The 16,225-nt window shown below is 53.6% G+C and carries 16 protein-coding genes, 3 tRNA genes and 1 pseudogene; 2 read left to right on the plus strand and 18 right to left on the minus strand.

What is annotated here, in order from left to right; translation table 11 throughout:
- The 8 genes from Q8W24_RS14840 to Q8W24_RS14875 all read right to left on the minus strand — a co-directional run.
- A partial coding sequence (locus Q8W24_RS14840; protein WP_305475820.1) for a GTP-binding protein occupies positions 1 to 545 on the minus strand: 545 nt, incomplete at its 3' end.
- An 89-nt stretch (positions 546 to 634) separates the two neighbouring features.
- Positions 635 to 710: transfer RNA gene (locus Q8W24_RS14845), tRNA-Thr, on the minus strand.
- Positions 711 to 723: 13 nt separating this feature from the next.
- Positions 724 to 797: transfer RNA gene (locus Q8W24_RS14850), tRNA-Gly, on the minus strand.
- Between the two features lie 73 nt (positions 798 to 870).
- Positions 871 to 954, minus strand: a tRNA-Tyr gene (locus Q8W24_RS14855).
- A gap of 104 nt (positions 955 to 1,058) precedes the next feature.
- Complete coding sequence (locus Q8W24_RS14860) at positions 1,059 to 1,715, minus strand: hypothetical protein (RefSeq protein WP_303433691.1); 657 nt, start codon at positions 1,713 to 1,715, stop codon at positions 1,059 to 1,061.
- Positions 1,688 to 2,401: a type III pantothenate kinase gene (locus tag Q8W24_RS14865; protein ID WP_303433689.1), complete on the minus strand. Its 714-nt coding sequence runs from the start codon at positions 2,399 to 2,401 to the stop codon at positions 1,688 to 1,690. Before Q8W24_RS14865 ends, Q8W24_RS14860 begins: the two co-directional genes overlap by 28 nt.
- Positions 2,382 to 3,338: a biotin--[acetyl-CoA-carboxylase] ligase gene (locus Q8W24_RS14870; RefSeq protein ID WP_303433687.1), complete on the minus strand. Its 957-nt coding sequence runs from the start codon at positions 3,336 to 3,338 to the stop codon at positions 2,382 to 2,384. Before Q8W24_RS14870 ends, Q8W24_RS14865 begins: the two co-directional genes overlap by 20 nt.
- A 210-nt stretch (positions 3,339 to 3,548) precedes the next feature.
- Positions 3,549 to 4,676 (minus strand): potassium channel family protein, encoded by a 1,128-nt coding sequence (locus Q8W24_RS14875; protein WP_305415623.1) that lies wholly within the window; start codon positions 4,674 to 4,676, stop codon positions 3,549 to 3,551.
- 165 nt (positions 4,677 to 4,841) lie between these two features.
- On the opposite strand from Q8W24_RS14875, the gene Q8W24_RS14880 reads away from it, so the two are divergent.
- Together Q8W24_RS14880 and Q8W24_RS14885 are read left to right on the plus strand one after the other, a co-directional pair.
- Positions 4,842 to 5,837 (plus strand): adenosine kinase, encoded by a 996-nt coding sequence (locus tag Q8W24_RS14880; protein ID WP_305415622.1) that lies wholly within the window; start codon positions 4,842 to 4,844, stop codon positions 5,835 to 5,837.
- A gap of 950 nt (positions 5,838 to 6,787) precedes the next feature.
- Positions 6,788 to 7,330 (plus strand): flavodoxin, encoded by a 543-nt coding sequence (locus tag Q8W24_RS14885; protein WP_305415621.1) that lies wholly within the window; start codon positions 6,788 to 6,790, stop codon positions 7,328 to 7,330.
- 339 nt (positions 7,331 to 7,669) lie between these two features.
- Here Q8W24_RS14885 and clpX read toward each other — a convergent pair.
- The 10 genes and pseudogenes from clpX to Q8W24_RS14935 all read right to left on the minus strand — a co-directional run.
- A pseudogene (gene clpX, locus Q8W24_RS14890) lies at positions 7,670 to 8,899 on the minus strand (ATP-dependent Clp protease ATP-binding subunit ClpX); the annotation flags it as partial.
- A gap of 58 nt (positions 8,900 to 8,957) precedes the next feature.
- Positions 8,958 to 9,827 carry a nitrogen fixation protein NifM gene (gene nifM, locus Q8W24_RS14895; RefSeq protein WP_305475822.1) on the minus strand — a complete coding sequence of 290 codons (870 nt, stop codon included), beginning with the start codon at positions 9,825 to 9,827 and terminating at the stop codon, positions 8,958 to 8,960.
- The gene (locus Q8W24_RS14900; protein ID WP_303433676.1) at positions 9,824 to 10,312 is read right to left on the minus strand and encodes a nitrogen fixation protein NifZ; all 489 of its coding nucleotides are present in this window, start codon (positions 10,310 to 10,312) and stop codon (positions 9,824 to 9,826) included. The genes nifM and Q8W24_RS14900 overlap by 4 nt, the downstream gene beginning before the upstream one ends.
- A gap of 21 nt (positions 10,313 to 10,333) precedes the next feature.
- Positions 10,334 to 10,672, minus strand: coding sequence for a nitrogenase-stabilizing/protective protein NifW (gene nifW, locus Q8W24_RS14905; protein WP_303433674.1), 339 nt, complete (start codon positions 10,670 to 10,672; stop codon positions 10,334 to 10,336).
- Positions 10,673 to 10,847: 175 nt separating this feature from the next.
- Positions 10,848 to 11,375: a hypothetical protein gene (locus tag Q8W24_RS14910; protein WP_305475823.1), complete on the minus strand. Its 528-nt coding sequence runs from the start codon at positions 11,373 to 11,375 to the stop codon at positions 10,848 to 10,850.
- Between the two features lie 5 nt (positions 11,376 to 11,380).
- Positions 11,381 to 12,130 (minus strand): serine O-acetyltransferase, encoded by a 750-nt coding sequence (gene cysE / locus Q8W24_RS14915; protein ID WP_368501386.1) that lies wholly within the window; start codon positions 12,128 to 12,130, stop codon positions 11,381 to 11,383.
- Positions 12,131 to 12,144: 14 nt separating this feature from the next.
- Positions 12,145 to 13,350 carry a homocitrate synthase gene (nifV, locus tag Q8W24_RS14920; protein ID WP_303433670.1) on the minus strand — a complete coding sequence of 402 codons (1,206 nt, stop codon included), beginning with the start codon at positions 13,348 to 13,350 and terminating at the stop codon, positions 12,145 to 12,147.
- A 26-nt stretch (positions 13,351 to 13,376) separates the two neighbouring features.
- On the minus strand, positions 13,377 to 14,585 hold the full coding sequence (nifS, locus tag Q8W24_RS14925) for a cysteine desulfurase NifS (protein ID WP_305475824.1): 1,209 nt from the start codon (positions 14,583 to 14,585) through the stop codon (positions 13,377 to 13,379).
- A 2-nt stretch (positions 14,586 to 14,587) separates the two neighbouring features.
- On the minus strand, positions 14,588 to 15,508 hold the full coding sequence (nifU, locus tag Q8W24_RS14930) for a Fe-S cluster assembly protein NifU (RefSeq protein WP_305415618.1): 921 nt from the start codon (positions 15,506 to 15,508) through the stop codon (positions 14,588 to 14,590).
- A gap of 67 nt (positions 15,509 to 15,575) precedes the next feature.
- Positions 15,576 to 15,899: an iron-sulfur cluster assembly accessory protein gene (locus Q8W24_RS14935; protein ID WP_303433665.1), complete on the minus strand. Its 324-nt coding sequence runs from the start codon at positions 15,897 to 15,899 to the stop codon at positions 15,576 to 15,578.
- Positions 15,900 to 16,225 lie beyond the last annotated feature (326 nt).

Consider the following 16,225-nt stretch of genomic DNA (forward strand, 5'->3'; position numbering starts at 1 on the left):
GGGATGATTGGTGTGTCGTCACCTGGGAAGTCGTATTCAGACAGCAGGTCACGCAGTTCCATTTCAACCAGTTCCAGCATCTCTGCGTATTCTTCTGAGTCTGCGCCACCGCAGTCTTCAGCCAGCAGGTCTGCCTTGTTCAGGAAAACGACGATGTAAGGTACGCCAACCTGACGGGACAGCAGGATGTGTTCACGAGTCTGAGGCATTGGGCCGTCAGTAGAACCACATACCAGGATAGCACCGTCCATTTGCGCAGCACCGGTGATCATGTTTTTCACATAATCCGCGTGTCCTGGGCAGTCTACGTGGGCGTAGTGACGGCTTGGAGATTCGTACTCAACGTGAGAAGTTGAGATAGTGATACCACGCTCACGCTCTTCTGGTGCGTTGTCGATACCGTCGAATGCAACGGCTGCGCCGCCCCATACTTCAGCACATACGCGAGTCAGAGCCGCTGTCAGAGTGGTTTTACCATGGTCAACGTGACCAATAGTACCTACGTTTACGTGGGGTTTGGAACGTTCAAACGTTGCCTTAGCCATGACCTTCTCTCTCTTACGTGGTAGTAGATTTCAGACCGTCAGATACACAAAAAGGCAGGCATTAGCCTACCTTTCTGCAATTTAATCAATGGTGCTGATACCCAGAATCGAACTGGGGACCTCATCCTTACCAAGGATGCGCTCTACCGCCTGAGCTATATCAGCAAATTTTGTAACCTGGAGCGGGTAGCGGGAATCGAACCCGCATCATCAGCTTGGAAGGCTGAGGTTCTACCATTGTACCATACCCGCGAACCTTCAGGCCGAAGCCGGGACTGTAGGCCTCGCTCCTGTCAAATCATCGACATAGCGCTGATTCTGAATTTGGTGGTGGGGGCTGGATTCGAACCAGCGAAGCTTTCGCGTCAGATTTACAGTCTGATCCCTTTGGCCGCTCGGGAACCCCACCGAAGTGGCGCGTAATATATGACTGGAACCGATAGCTGTCAACACTTTTTGTTATTTATATCCATCTTTTTGTCTTCTCCGGTTATGACACCCGGATGGACGTCTCTACTGGCACTGGCTCATTTGCCAGCTGACCGCTTTATCGTCTGCCATGATACGTTGTCGTAACCGCTCGCCCATCTCATCACTGACAGGGATTTCCAACCAGAACTCTTCTACAACATCCAACACTTCACGCAGGGCAACCGGAATATTGTATTGCTTGACCCGTTCCACCAGCCTTTCTGCAGACTCCCGTTGCCGGAACAATCCCAATGACACCCCTTCAGACAACTCACCCTTGGTAATGATGTAGCTGTCGATACCACGCCGCTGTAACTCTTTCAGGATCCGCATCGCCGCATCCCGGCTTGCCCGGGGCGGTACGTGCACCCAGAACTCACGAGGTTCCCCGCCCGGCAACTCGGTTCTGCTGGTCCGGCCATTCATGCCGAGCGCAGCCGCACGGGCTTTTGCATGGCGCGCACTCAGCTCATCCTTATAAGGGCCAAGAACAAAGCAGTGCCTGTTGCTCCTGGTCTCCTGACTACGGATGTCTTTCGCCTTCGGCAGAGTCACCGCGGCTTCAGAAATCAATGTCAGCCGCTGTCCCGAGGCTATTTCAAGGCCAGTGGTTGTCTTAACCGGCACCGACTCCTGCTGCCAGAACACAGCCAGAGCTAGCAAGTTACCTGTCACCAGGCAGAAAAATATCCAGCGCATAGGGTATCCAGTCCGTCAAAGATAAGCTCAGGCCAGTAAGGAACGTCGAGTGCGACGGCCAGCCATTCTCCATCACCACCGGTAAAAAAGGGGATATACCCCTCATAGTCTTCCAGCACATTACGCACAAAAGCAACCTGCTGACGCCGCACCCCGGCGGTGACGCATTGCACCGTATCACGACCGGGTTGCAGTTGTTCGCTGGCCATTTCGTCCAGGTACGGGCGTACCCGTTCGGTATTCTGCCAGAGCATCTGTTGCGCCAATGTGAGCCCCGGCACAATAAACCCGCCTTCATGCTGATTGTCTGACAACAGAAAATCAACCGTCATCGCAGTCCCGGCATCAACGACCAGTACATCAGCATCGCTGTGCTTGCGAGCACCCAGCATCGCCAGCCAACGATCAACGCCCAGGCGCTCAGGGTTGGGGTAACAATGCTGGAAATCCGTATAGTCCAGTAGTGGGTGAGACAACCACACCAGTCGATCGGCAAATTGCTGCTGCAGCTGCTGATGCAGTCCGGGGTTATCATGCACACTGGCCACCAGCGCACGCCCAACCGCAGGCCATTGCTGGGCAGCCACGTCCGCATGGGCGCAACCTCCACGATGAACAACACCACCGTCGCCCTGATAACGCCACTTTATACGGGTATTCCCCGCATCAATTAACAGGACGGACACTCAATTCTCCTGCAATAACCACTTCAATACCGCGGGTGGTTTGCAACAGCAATTCCCCTTTGCGATTCACACCTTTTACGACACCATAACGTGGCTCGGCCAATCCGCTCAAAACAACCTCCTTGCGGTAAAAGACATCCCGTTCAGCCCAATACGCCATCCAGGGACCAAAGCCATCGCGCTGGAATTCATCCACCGCCCAGTTCAGTTGTTGTAACAGCACCGCGGCAACCGTATTGCGTGACAGACCTGGTTGATAATGGCGCAAGGCGGTCCAGGGCTGTTCGATACGCTCCGCATCCTGCGGGTTCAGCGCCAGATTAAGACCAATACCAATAACAATCTGACAAAAACCAGGCTGTGTCTGGCAACCTTCCAACAGAATACCAGCTACTTTTTTATCCTCGATATACACGTCGTTCGGCCATTTCAGCCCAGCCCCTTCAATACCCAGCGCCAGCAGTGCTTTCTCGAGGGCAATGGCCACCATCAGGCTCAAGCCTTCCTGTTCAGCCAAGGTACCTGGCAGCGTCACCAGAAAAGACAGGTAGATATTTTTTCCAAACGGGCTGACCCAGTGGCGACCGCGTCGACCGCGTCCCTGATGCTGCTTCTCTGCCAGAACCGCATAACGCTTGCCCAAATGATCCGGCGCCCGCTGATACAACCAGCTGTTGGTGGAATCCACATCCAGCAAGATATCCAGCCGATCCAGCCGATCTGACATCTGCTGCTCGATACTGGCCTGATCGAGCAGCTCGATGGCATCCTGCAGCCGATAACCTTTACCTTTAACAGAAGAATAGGGAATATCCAGCTCATCCAGCTTTTTCATCTGCTTCCATATGGCGGCCCGACTGACCCCCAATATCTGCCCCAAGTCGTCCCCGGAATGAAAACGACCATCGGACAGTAACGCCAGTAACTGACTGAGCATTGGCACAACTCCCGCTAAATAACCGGGCGACTATAGCAGAAGGTTCGCGGCGCCAGAACGTCAAGCCTCATCGGGAAACAAGACAGTCAGCCGGAAACAGAAAGACAGCCAGGCATCGGTGAGACAACAACAATCGCATCCCTCCGTTACCACACACATTCAGAACAGGATAAACGGCCCTGACAACGCACTGTGGGAACCACGGAAAAGCTATTCGATATCAGCCAGGCCCTGATTAAAATGGATTTCGATTGCGTGCTGGATATCGCTCACGGTAGGAGGTTTTTCCGTGTGAACCAGGACGATAATCGACTGCGCCTGGACGTGTTCATCTCCATCCGGGTGGGTAAATACCTCCCCTTCCTTTGAGACAAACGCCAACGGGGTACCGAGATTATTTTGTACCACCGCATTCACCACATCAGCCCAACGTTCTCCCTCCAGCCAAACGGGATAACGCACGGCATGATCATCCTCATGGGTGAACATATCTTCAATAATCCGCTCAACGCCGGGGGCCACCATCGCCCGGACAATAATTTCCGGATATGAACGAATGGGTCGTAACAATGCCTTGATCTTCAAGTCCCGTAAACGCGCCCGATTGGCGTCGTCCACAACTTCGGCAATCACCCGCGGCCCCAGATGGCGCTCATACAGACGATAGCAGACATCAAAAGAATAGCTGTCGCTATCCGGAGAATATTCATCCCGCGACAGCACCACAATATGCCGTGCCCGCTCAACACCGGCCCGGGCCAAATCTTCCGGACGACTGGCCAACCCGGTCACATGCACCACCCCCAGCCGTCGTAAACTGTCAGGCAGACCATTGGCAAAGTCCTGATTCAACAGCATGATCGGCGTATCCGTATACTCGCCACTTTCCCGTATCTGGCTGACCATCCTCAAGAAATAGGCTTCATAATTGTACTTCGGTGAATTGATGATCAAAATGTGGTCAGCCATATTCCAGTCCCAGTGTCCGGTGCGGATACGTTCCCGCCGCGCCATTCGAAAATCGACATAATCACTGATCAGGAAAGTCATCAGTGTGATGCCACAGCCATACATCAGCACAATCGTCATCAGCTGCCCCAGCGGGGTTTGTGCCGACACATCCCCATAACCCACCGTCGCCAGCGTGGTCAGCGTCAACCACACCGCCTGCCAGGGGGTCATGGACTCCAGCCACATCATCGCTAACGCATGAACACCCACAAACAACAGCAAGGTTGATGCGGTACGCGTCATTGAACGAAAAATATTCGACTCAGTCTGATACACCGCATGACGAACACGCTGATGCTGACGGATAAAGCGGGAAACAGGATTCATCGCCGTATCATAAACGCAAACCTCAACCGACGGCATCAATAAACCGACGGTCGAACACCGGGTCAGCCACACCAGAACCAGCAGCGGCAGAGAGCCGCGGCCCATCGTCCGTTGTCGCTGTCATTTGTTACACTGCGGCCTCTTTGACATAACACGAGATACACAATGGGATACCACATTTACGGCATCGGTAACGCACTGGTCGATAAGGAATTTGAGGTGGATGACGCCTTTTTTGCCAAAGCGGGCATAGAAAAAGGCCTGATGACCCTGATTGACGAAACGCAACTGACCGGGCTGCTCGGGCAACTGACCGACACCTATGGTCTGAAAAAACGCGCCTGTGGAGGGAGTGCTGCCAACACTATTATAGGAGCCAGCTATTTTGGTGCCAAAACCTACTACACCTGTAATGTCGCCAACGACGAATCAGGGGATTTTTATGTCACCGACCTCAAGGCAGCTGGCGTAGACACCAATCTGGGCGACGATCGTGAAACCGGCACTACCGGCAAATGCCTGGTTATGGTTACCCCGGATGCCGAACGCACCATGAATACCTTCCTCGGTATTACCTCAGACCTGCACGCCCGACATATCAACGAAACCGCCATCGCCAGTTCCGAGTACGTTTATATAGAAGGCTACCTGGTGACAGGAGATACCTCGCGGGCAGCCGCCGTTCAGGTACGCGAACTGGCGCGCCAACATGGCGTCAAGGTCGCCATGACCTGCTCTGACCCAGCCATGGTGCAATACTTTCGTGACGGTATTCTGGAAATCATGGGCGACGGTGTTGATCTGCTGTTCTGCAATGAGCAGGAAGCCCAACTGCTAACAGAAACCAGCCATCTGGATGACGCCATTACGGCTTTAAAAACCAAGGCCCACACCTTTGCGGTTACCTGTGGCAAAGACGGTGCCCTGGCCTGGGATGGCGAACAACTGCACCGCATTGCGCCACACAGTGTCACCGCCGTCGACACCAACGGTGCCGGAGATATGTTTGCCGGAGCTTTCCTCTATGCATTGACCCATGGCCATGACTTTGCGGCTGCCGGCCGCTTGGCATCCGCGGCATCAGCACAGGTTGTCAGCCAGTTTGGACCGCGCCTTGAAGCGGCACAGCACGAACCCTTAAAAGCATCACTGACTCAATAATCCGCCAAAGACCCAGGCTCCGGGGATCATTATGTTGTTTGCCTGGCAATCCTGTTGCCCTGCACGCTCCCCGGATCCCACCTGCACGGCAGCACGACGCCCACTATCTGGTTATTTTTTGTACAATCTGACAGTGCCCGCCCACTCATCATGCCTGAACGTATTTTTCTTCAACTTACACCCAAAGTTATCCACAAAATCTGTGGATAATCTGTCATGTTATTTTCATTTTTACCGGGACCTATAAGCGATATCAGTAATAATCACTCAGATTATATGATAACCAACTGATTCTCTTGCTGCTAAAAGCTATTCAAAAGCCAATAAAAAAATAAATAATACCTTGTTTTTAAAGAACAAAATAAAAAACCAACAGATTAAAAGACAACACGGTTAATCCATATCATCGTCCCTCATTAGCTGACAAAAAGCATGCCATATCAAAAATTTTATACACAAGATCTGTGGATAAACATTGATTAAGTTGAGGATCAAAGCCTTATAACTCTGTATATATAACAGAGGATATCTATTTAATCCGGTGCTCACTCTTGGCCTCCGGATGGTTTCGAATCACGAAGCCGACTTGCAGGCCTGACGGGTCAAGTCAAAAGTCGGCGACACCGAGTCGAGATCATCCGGCAGCCCCGAAGGTCGCGGGTTGCCGCCGTGCAGGAGTAAATAGATGTCCCCGACAGTCAGAGACGGCTTGAGCAGTCAATAGCAGGGTTTGTTGGAAAAGCTACAAAGCAGCAAAGATCTACCGATTACGCTTGTCTGGTTTCCGACACATACCGACACAAAATAAAAAAAACCAGAAAATTCATAATGTTACAGCTCCGACAAACTGGCACAACGCCTGCAAAACCCCGGTATGAGCAACAGCCGTTAATGATATCGAAAATGATCAACGGCAAGTGCCTATTTACCGTCCCAAAAGGAGAACACGCATGGCCAAAATAGGGCTGTTTTTCGGCAGCAACACAGGCAAGACCCGTAAGGTTGCCAAAATGATCAAAAAGAAATTCGACGACGACATCATGGCCGCACCGCTCAACGTCAACAGAACCGAGCCTGATGCCTTTGCCAGCTACGAATATCTGCTGATCGGCACTCCGACTCTGGGCGACGGCGAATTGCCAGGCCTGTCATCAGACTGCGATGCAGAAAGCTGGGAAGAATTTTTACCCAAAATCGAAGATATGGATTTCAGCGGCAAAACCATAGCCATCTATGGCCTGGGTGATCAGGTAGGTTACCCGGATGAGTTTCTGGACGCCATGGGAGAGCTGTACGAGTTTTTCACCGAGCGTGGTGCCAAATTCGTTGGCAGCTGGCCAACCGATGGCTATGAATTTGAACAGTCCGCCGCCTTGTTGGACGATAAATTTGTTGGTCTGGCGCTCGACCTCGACAACCAGACCGGACTGACCGAAGAACGCCTGAATGCCTGGTTAGGCCAGATTGCCCCTGAATTTGGTTTGCCGCTGTAAATTTGCTTTTCCTTCCTCAAAGCCTTGCATGGCCAGTAATCCCCACTGGCCGTGCCTTTTTTTAGTCCTGATCTTAATCCTGATCAAACCTTTCAAGCCTTGTTTCTGACCCTTGCGGCCAACAAGCGGTAACTGGTTATCCCCAAACCATAAAAAAAGGCCGCCAGAGGCGACCCAAAAAACAAAACAGCAGCTCCCGTCAAATCATCAAACGCTTTGGGATGCTGCGGGTAGAGCTTCAGATTTATCTGCAACGTCAACGGTTGCCGTCGGTGTCGGTAAAGGCTCCTGTACCACTTCACCATCACCATATTCTTCCCGCACGCTGAGTTGCGCCGACTCCTCTTCTCCCGACACCTGAACGGTGCACGAAGCCAGATTAGTACGGGATGGCAAGTCAAACATGGTCGACAGCAGCATGGATTCCATCATTCCTCGCAATCCCCTGGCTCCCGTCCCCCGCTTCACGGCTTCCTTGGCAATAAAGGTCAGCGACTCTTCGGTAAAGTCCAATCCGACATTCTGGAAGGCAAACAGCTGGCGGTACTGCTTGGTCAGGGCATTTCTGGGTTCGGTCAAAATCCGTTTCAGGCTGTCGACATCCAGATCCTGCAAAAAGGTAATCACCGGGAAACGGCCGATAAATTCAGGAATCAGGCCAAATTGCAGCAAGTCATCCGGTTGCAAAGCCACCAATAACTGCTCATTACTGATTGCTGAGGCGGTATTGATCGGGGCACTGAAACCAATCCCGGACTTGGGTGGCTGCAACCGTTTGCTGATCAGCTCTGTCAGTCCAGGGAAAGCCCCACCAACAATAAACAGAATATTCTGCGTATTCAGCACCACTTCCTCGCCCCCTTCCCTGCGGCCGGATTTGGAAATGCGAACTTCACTGCCTTCAACCATTTTCAGTAATGCTTGTTGCACACCTTCCCCGGATACGTCCCGGGCACTGGCACCACCACTGCCGCGGCTGGCAATCTTGTCGATTTCATCGATATAGACAATGCCCCATTGGGCTTGCTGGACATCCCCTTCAGCAGCTTCCAGCAGGCGCTTGAGCAGGCTGTCAACATCTTCACCGACATAACCGGCCTGGGTCAGAGTAGTGGCGTCACCGATCACAAAAGGCACACCAATAATCCGTGCCAGGGTTTTGACCAGCAAGGTTTTACCGGTACCAGATGGCCCGGCCAGCAGGATATTGGATTTTTCCAGCTCGACCATATCGCTGCCACCGTTAACCGGTATTCTGGCTTCGGCCTGGCTGTCCTGGAACTTCAAACGCAGATAGTGGTTATAGACGGCGACCGATAGCGTTTTTTTCGCTTCATCCTGACCAATAATGTATTCGTCCAGAAAATCCTTGATCGCCAGTGGCGTTTTTAATTCCGGCTCGGACGGATTCTGGGTACGACGCCCCCAACTGCTAACAACCTGATAGGCCAGCTTGACGCATTGCTCACAAATATGACCGTCGTTACCGGCTATCAGGGGAACTTGAGGGGATTTTTCGATCCCGCAAAATGAACATGTAGGCTGTGCGGAGCTTGGGCTGTCTGCCATGGTGACCTCCTGGATCAGTGCGCCACGCCGACAGTCTCCGGCGCGGCAGGTAATCGACTCAGACGCTGGCGGCGCGCTGTTTCAGCCAGAGCTTCTGGGTACGCTTGTTCTGACGCTGTTGCAATTCCTCTTGCAGGCGAGGCAATACCTCATCCAGAGGCATCAGGGTGGCCGGGTGGATTTTTTCACACCACAATAAATGCCAGCCCAATTCGCTTTCAATCGGACCTCGCAACTCGTCTTCCGACATCGAAAACAAGGCCTTGTCCAGCTCAGGGAACAGGGTGCCGGCACGAACCTCCCCCAACAAACCGCCATTCAGGCTGGTCGGACACTCGGAGTGTTTCAGTGCCTGCTCGGCAAAACGCTTGGGCGAACGCTTCACCCGACGCGTGATCTCCTCCAGACGCTGGTAAGCCGCGTTGCGTTCGTTCTCGGCAAAGCCTTCGTTCACGGTAATCAGAATATGTCGGGCGGTACGGATTTCGGGCTTGGCAAAACGTTCTGGATGCAAGTAATAAAACAAGGTCGCTTCGGTCGCATCAACATGCACTCCCCGGCTACCCACCAACTCCATCACCGCTTCGACCGTTAACTCCCGCAACAGACCGTCACGCAAGTCATCAGTCCCCAGCCCGTTATGCTCCAATGCTTCTTCAAATTGCGCATCGGACTCATACCGTTGGCGAATCTGATCCAGAGCCGCGTCCAGTTGTGAGGTCGGAACACTCACCTGTGCCGATTCCGGGCTGGACAGTATCAACTGTTCCAACGCCAGCTCATTACTGGCGATACGTTGTAATTTGCGCGCCTGTTCAGGCGTGAGCTCATGAGGTGAACAACCGAATTGCTCGCCAGCAATCCGCAGCTCACGGTAACCATTCAGTGGTCTGTCCTCATGCTCGACAGATCGGGCCAGTGCACTCATGCTGCTCCCCCTGCTATTTGTGAATCCTCATGCTCCACCGGCGGACGATCATCATCCGGAGCTTCAAGTGCCGCTTCTGGAACCTGAAAGGTACGACCGTGAAAACGAGCGTGATAAAACAACTTGCCGTCTTCACGGATCACCCGGGATATTTCTCCCAGATCCCCTGGCTGAACCACCGCCTCCCCCTGACTCGACATCGACACAGTCGCCACCACCGCATCCCGGAATTCAAAACGGTTGCTGATCCAGTATGCATCCGCCGGGATCAACTCTTCCTCGCGGCAGCCAACCGTGCAGCCGGTATCCAGAAAGTGCACCCGATAGATCAGCTGGTCTTGCAAGTAGGTGCCGACGTCGTAAACACAACCAATGGCACCTCGCTGAATCAGCAGCTCCCCGACGTCCTTGCCGGGGTAAGTACCATCGTTACGGACGTTGCGAATCAGCCTTACTTCATCGCCATACTCATAGGCAGGTTTCACAGGCTCCTCCTTTTGCTTGAATTACAGCAGGCTATCCAATGGTACAAAGCCGGTTTGTGGCTCGTGCATACGGAACACTTTGAATACCTTTTCGGTCAGGGCATCAGATTCCACAAAATCGGAATAAGCACGTTCAAGCAGTGCCCGATAGACAGAGCGCAAGGCTTCGTCATTACCCAGATGTGTTGCCATGGAGTCTTCACTCTGACTCAGGTAGTCGTGATAACGCTGCATGATATGCAGCCGGTTCACATGAACCACAGCCGGATCAAAAGGTACGCCGAAATACTCCAGAAAGTCCTCCGCCGACACCAATTCATCCAATGCGTCTTCCAGGCTCAATTCGTCTTGCAGTTCCATAGCGTTACCCCTCTGTTAGGTCGCTGTTAGATAGCTCTCGTCATCAATCACGTTATTCATCACGTCTTGTCAGCTCATCGTCGGGTCGTCGTCGCACAATGGCCGGACACCCGCCGATGGTCGCAGCAAGTCAGTCGCAGCAAGTCAGTCGCTTGCTGTCCGTTCTTCTCTATTCTTATGATACTGCCGGGCTGGCTGGCTGGTTATTGACCACCACGGCCGGGCCAATCGATTGCAGTAACGATCGGGCACCCAACCGGTCGCTGGTATCAAACTCCACCACCTTGTTCAGCATCCGTATCCCTTCGGCCATATCACCCAGCCGCAGTGTCAGATAGGCGGCTCCTTTCAAGGCCAGCAGGTAAAAGCGCACCCGGGTAAAAGATTCCAGCACACCCCGTTTCAAATCGTCGGAGGTGAGCTTTTCCCAATGGTCCGGAAAGCCGATTCCAGGGGCAATCTCAGCCATCACTTCATGGGCGACGGCAATCGCTTCAGGCAAACGATGCTGGTAGTAATAAAACCGGTACAGGCCAACCAGAACCGTCATATGAGCAGGAGCCCGGGCATAGGCTTTTAACAAGTAGCCTTCTGCATCCCCATCGCCGTATGCATATGCTGCCCGGTTCATGAGCTCTTCAACTTCCACGGTCAGCGGCTCGTCGAAATACATCATCTGGCCTTTGAAATCCTGCAAGTCCATGCTGCTTACCTCACCGTCCCCAATGACTGCCGGGCCTTGATCACCTGTCCACCAGGGCAGTCCTGTTCACAAATCTGATTATCTGTCTCGCAATGGCTGTAGCGCTCTTCGGCATCCCGGCTATCAAGGCGGGATTCCAACAGGTCAATCCGGCTTAACAAACAGCTGATCGCTTTACCAACAGGGTCTGGTATCAAATGATGGTCCAGATCGATGCCATAAGGGTTGAGCAAGCCCGCTTCGCGCAGTTTGACTACCTTGCCTGGAATCCCTACCACGGTGCATTGTTCAGGAACGTCCTCGACCACAACGGAATTGGCCCCAACCCGACTGCCGCTACCGACAGTAATATTGCCGAGAATCTTGGCTCCGGCTCCTACCATCACGCCATCTCCCAAGGTTGGATGACGCTTGCCCTTGTTCCAGCTGGTGCCTCCCAGCGTCACGCCGTGATAAAGCGTGACATCGTCACCAACGACGGCGGTTTCGCCGATCACCACACAAGCGCCGTGGTCGATAAAAAAACGGGCGCCGATTGTCGCTCCAGGATGAATATCCACATTACTGAGCAAGCGGGCAAAACAGGACAGCCAGCGGGCAGCGTAACACCAGCCCCGCAGCCATAACCGGTGCGAGATACGGTGAAAAATCAGCGCGTGTACACCAGGATATGTGGTCAACACTTCGAAGGTCGTGCGGGCTGCCGGATCTCGTTCAAACACGCTGGCAATGTCTTCACGCCATTGCGACCACAACGATTGGCGAGCCGTTAGCTGGCGACTGGATGTAGCTGACATACGTTCATCTCCTCTGTCGGGCCATTGGCGCTATGGCCATGGCCCATGACTGGCTCCAACGCAAGATACAAGTCCACCAACTGGCTGGCCGATGGCACCTGCTTGGAACGAGTGACCCAAATGCGAAGCTGTTGCAGTAACACCGGAACCTGCCAACTCAGCAGCTCGATACCAATGTCCTGGTAGGCCCGGATCAGCCCGTGTTTACCGGAATGCTTGCCCAGTACCATCTGGTGCTGGCGGCCCAGCTCCAGAGGATCAAGGCCCTGATAATTCAGTGGATCCTTGATCAGGCCATCAACATGAATACCGGCTTCATGAGTGAAGACGCCTGCCCCCACAATGCTTTTGTTCCAGCTGACGCTACGTCCTGAAGCCTGTTCAACCAGGGCAGACAAGCCGGGCATCAACAGGGTATTCACGCCGGTTTCAAGCTGGTGCAAGTGCTTCAGCGCCAGGACACATTCTTCCAGCGGCGCATTCCCTGCCCGTTCACCCAGACCATTCACCGTTGTATTGATATGAGTGGCTCCACCCATCACCGCCGCCAGGGTGTTGGCGGTGGCCAGGCCGTAGTCGTCGTGGGCGTGCATCTCCAGTTCCAGGTCAGTACGACGACGCAGAGTGCGCATGCTGTCGAGTACCGAGAATGGCTGCATGATGCCAACCGTATCGGCAAACCGCAGACGCCGGGCACCGGCATTGGCGGCGATATCGGCCAGGCGGGCAACAAAGTCGGCATCGGCTCTGGAAGCATCTTCACAGCCCAGGCAGACTTCGAAACCGGCATCACCGGCGGTGGCTACCAGACGCTCGACCTGGCCTTCGACCCAGCGCCGGTCGCGACCCAGCTTGTGGGTAATCTGTTGATCCGATACCGGAATCGACAAATCCACCATATCCACATCCAGACCCCGTACCGCATCCAGATCCTGATCAAACAAACGGCACCAGGCCAACAGGCGCGACGACAGTCCCAGCTCGGCAATGGCTTGCATCACCTCTCGTTCTTCATCTCCCATCGCAGGAATGCCGATTTCCAGCTCCGGCACACCCATCGCCGACAGATGACTGGCAATGGCCAGTTTTTCATCTGCGGTAAAGGCAACGCCGGCGCTTTGCTCGCCATCACGCAACGTGGTGTCATCAATAACAATGGCAGGAAGTTCTGTGGTCATGGTCGCGCTCCTGTGCTCAGTCAAACTCAGGCGTAAACAGGCGCAAAGGCTTGTTCAGGGTTTTCCACCGGACCGTTTTCATCCCAATAAGGTGACAGCTTGCGCAACTTGGCGACAATCGGTGGCACAGCTTCGATCACCCGTTCGATTTCTTCCGGAGTGTTATAACGGCTGAGGGAGAAACGTACCGTGCCATGAGCTGCTGTATAAGGAATGCCCATCGCCTTCATCACATGGGATGGTTCCAACGAACCAGAGGTACAGGCAGAACCAGACGACGCCGCAATACCAGCCTTGTTCATCAGCAACAGGATGGCTTCGCCTTCGATGTATTCAAAAGCAATGTTCAGCGTATTTGGCAGACGGTTGGAGGGATCTCCGGTCACAAAGGAATGCGGCACAGCGGCAAGGATGCCGGCCTGCAAACGGTCACGCAGCTTGGCCACTTCGGTATTTTCATACTCCATGTGCTCCATCGCCAGGTCACAGGCTTTGCCCAGCCCAACGATTCCCACTGTGTTTTCGGTGCCGGCACGACGACCACGCTCCTGATGGCCACCCCGCAGCAGTGGACGAAAACGTACACCACGGCGCAGATACAACACGCCTACGCCTTTGGGAGCGTGCAACTTGTGCCCGGACAACGACAGCATATGGATGCAGGTATCCTGCAGGTTCATGGGGATCTTGCCCACGGCCTGCACCGCATCGGTATGGAACAACACACCAGCGGCATCAGCCAGCTCGGCCATTTCCAGTACCGGGAAAATGGTACCGGTTTCGTTATTGGCCCACATCACAGAGACAATGGCGACCTGGTCTATCAGCAGCTTTTTGTACTCTTCCAGATCCAGTCGGCCCTTGTCATCGACGGCCAGCTTGTGGACGGTGTAACCCTCGGTGGCGAGGTAATCGCACAGGTTCAGTACCGCAGGATGTTCCACCACCGTGGTGATGATTTCCTTGCGTTCCGGCTGGGCTTTCAGTGCCGACAGGATAGCGGTGGAGTCCGATTCAGAGCCACAGGAAGTGAAGATGATTTCCGAATCGTGCTCTGCTCCCAGAATGTTCTGTACACTTTTGCGGGCAGCCTTGAGGGCAAATCCAACCTTGTTGCCAAAACTGTGCATGGAGGACGGATTACCAAACTGCTCACTGAAATACGGCATCACCGCATCAACCACTTCGGGATCGCACATGGTAGTGGCGTTATTGTCGAGGTAAATATCGGCCATGATCAGACTCCTGCAATTTCAACGGGACGTTCGGTGTGAGGGATAACCTTGATAAATTCACCCAGTTCTTCGATCAGCTTCTGCTGCACGCCACCCAGTGTCATGGCGGCCATCTGGCACCCGGAACAGGCTCCGACCAGCTTGACGTAAACGTTTTTGCCTTCCACATCCAGCAGCTCGACATCACCACCGTCGGCCTGCAAGGCCGGGCGCAATCCTTCCAGGACTTGTTGGATTTTCAGGATACGTTGCACCGTGCTTAGCTTGGCGGGCGGCGTTGGCTCGGCCTTTGTTTCTGCCAGATTCACAAAGCCTTCTTTTTTACCGATTGCACCTGGCGCAAAGGTTTCACCACGAGCAGCCAACTCTTCGGAGAGAATATTCTCGATGCCTTCGTGACAAGAGGAGCAACCACCACCGGCTTTGGTGTAGTTTGTGACTTCTTCCACGGTGCTGAGGTTATTGGCCTTGATGGTGTCACGGATCATCACGTCATCGATCGCAAAGCATTTGCAGATCAATGCACCTTCTTCATGATCATCGGTCCAGACTTCGCCACGATAATTGGCCACTGCCGCCTGCAAGGCTTCACGCCCCATCACGGAACAGTGCATTTTTTCCGGAGGCAGGCCGTCGAGGAAATCCGCGATATCCTGATTGCTGATTTCCAGCGCCTGATCCAGGGTCTTGCCTTTCACCATTTCGGTCAGGGCAGAAGAAGAGGCGATGGCGGAGCCACAACCGAAGGTCTGGAACCCGGCGTCCAGAATAATCTCGGTATCGGGTTCAACTTTCAGTGTCAGGCGCAGGGCGTCACCACAGCTGATGGAACCGACGTCACCAACCGCATTGGCCTCAGTGACCGATCCGGCGTTTTTAGGGTTGTAGAAGTGTTCTTTAACGGTTTCAGAGTAATCCCACATAATTCTGCTCCTGGTATCGATGCCGGATTGCGGCGAGTCTGGATCGGATATAAATCAGCGATTGCATTCAGGCGCTGAATGATTTGCCACAACCACAACTGTTGGATGCATTCGGGTTTTCAAACTTGAAGCCACTGCCTTCAAAGCCGTCGACAAAATCCACCGTCACGCCCTCCAGCAGCGCTGCACTGTTTTCATCAACCAGTACGGTAAGGCCGGAAAAATCCAGTACCTCATCCCCTTGGGTAACGTTCTCTTCCAGCTTCATGCCATATTGAAAGCCGGAACAGCCGCCACCTTCGACCTTGATGCGCAGACCCGCCATCGGGGCCTCGCTGGACTGCATAAAACGGCGAACTGCGGAAATTGCACTATCGGTCATTGTGATCATGATGTTGCCTCCTGTGGCTACGGCCGCTCCCGGCAAATGACTGGAGCCGGCTGGAAAGGGTTGCCTGAAGAGAAAGTGCAATCGATATGCCACGCCAAATACGTATAAAAAAATGTTTATAATTCAGTCAGTTAAAGACAATGTCGGGAATGAAACGATGTAGCGAACACAACGCAGGCAAGGCTTTGTCGTAGTTACTACAAGCGCTTGTGTTGGGTTTATACGACAAGCGAAAGCGAACCTTTGCCAGACCTCGCGCTTGGCAACTGGCGTATATCCCGGCACAAGATAGCCACCAGGAAGTTGCGCAATCGGGCAAGAGGAAT

The organism is Oceanobacter sp. 4_MG-2023 (assembly GCF_030689165.1).
Classification (GTDB): domain Bacteria; phylum Pseudomonadota; class Gammaproteobacteria; order Pseudomonadales; family Oceanobacteraceae; genus Oceanobacter.

Coding starts and splice junctions, on each gene's coding strand:
- nifW (WP_303433674.1), bottom strand. CDS start 10,672: ATGGAACTGCAAGACGAATTGAGCCTGGAAGACGCATTGGATGAATTG.
- Q8W24_RS14860 (WP_303433691.1), bottom strand. CDS start 1,715: ATGCGCTGGATATTTTTCTGCCTGGTGACAGGTAACTTGCTAGCTCTG.
- Q8W24_RS14880 (WP_305415622.1), top strand. CDS start 4,842: ATGGGATACCACATTTACGGCATCGGTAACGCACTGGTCGATAAGGAA.
- nifM (WP_305475822.1), bottom strand. CDS start 9,827: ATGAGTGCACTGGCCCGATCTGTCGAGCATGAGGACAGACCACTGAAT.
- Q8W24_RS14885 (WP_305415621.1), top strand. CDS start 6,788: ATGGCCAAAATAGGGCTGTTTTTCGGCAGCAACACAGGCAAGACCCGT.
- nifS (WP_305475824.1), bottom strand. CDS start 14,585: ATGGCCGATATTTACCTCGACAATAACGCCACTACCATGTGCGATCCC.
- Q8W24_RS14870 (WP_303433687.1), bottom strand. CDS start 3,338: ATGCTCAGTCAGTTACTGGCGTTACTGTCCGATGGTCGTTTTCATTCC.
- nifV (WP_303433670.1), bottom strand. CDS start 13,350: ATGACCACAGAACTTCCTGCCATTGTTATTGATGACACCACGTTGCGT.
- nifU (WP_305415618.1), bottom strand. CDS start 15,508: ATGTGGGATTACTCTGAAACCGTTAAAGAACACTTCTACAACCCTAAA.
- Q8W24_RS14875 (WP_305415623.1), bottom strand. CDS start 4,676: ATGAATCCTGTTTCCCGCTTTATCCGTCAGCATCAGCGTGTTCGTCAT.
- Q8W24_RS14935 (WP_303433665.1), bottom strand. CDS start 15,899: ATGATCACAATGACCGATAGTGCAATTTCCGCAGTTCGCCGTTTTATG.
- Q8W24_RS14910 (WP_305475823.1), bottom strand. CDS start 11,375: ATGGACTTGCAGGATTTCAAAGGCCAGATGATGTATTTCGACGAGCCG.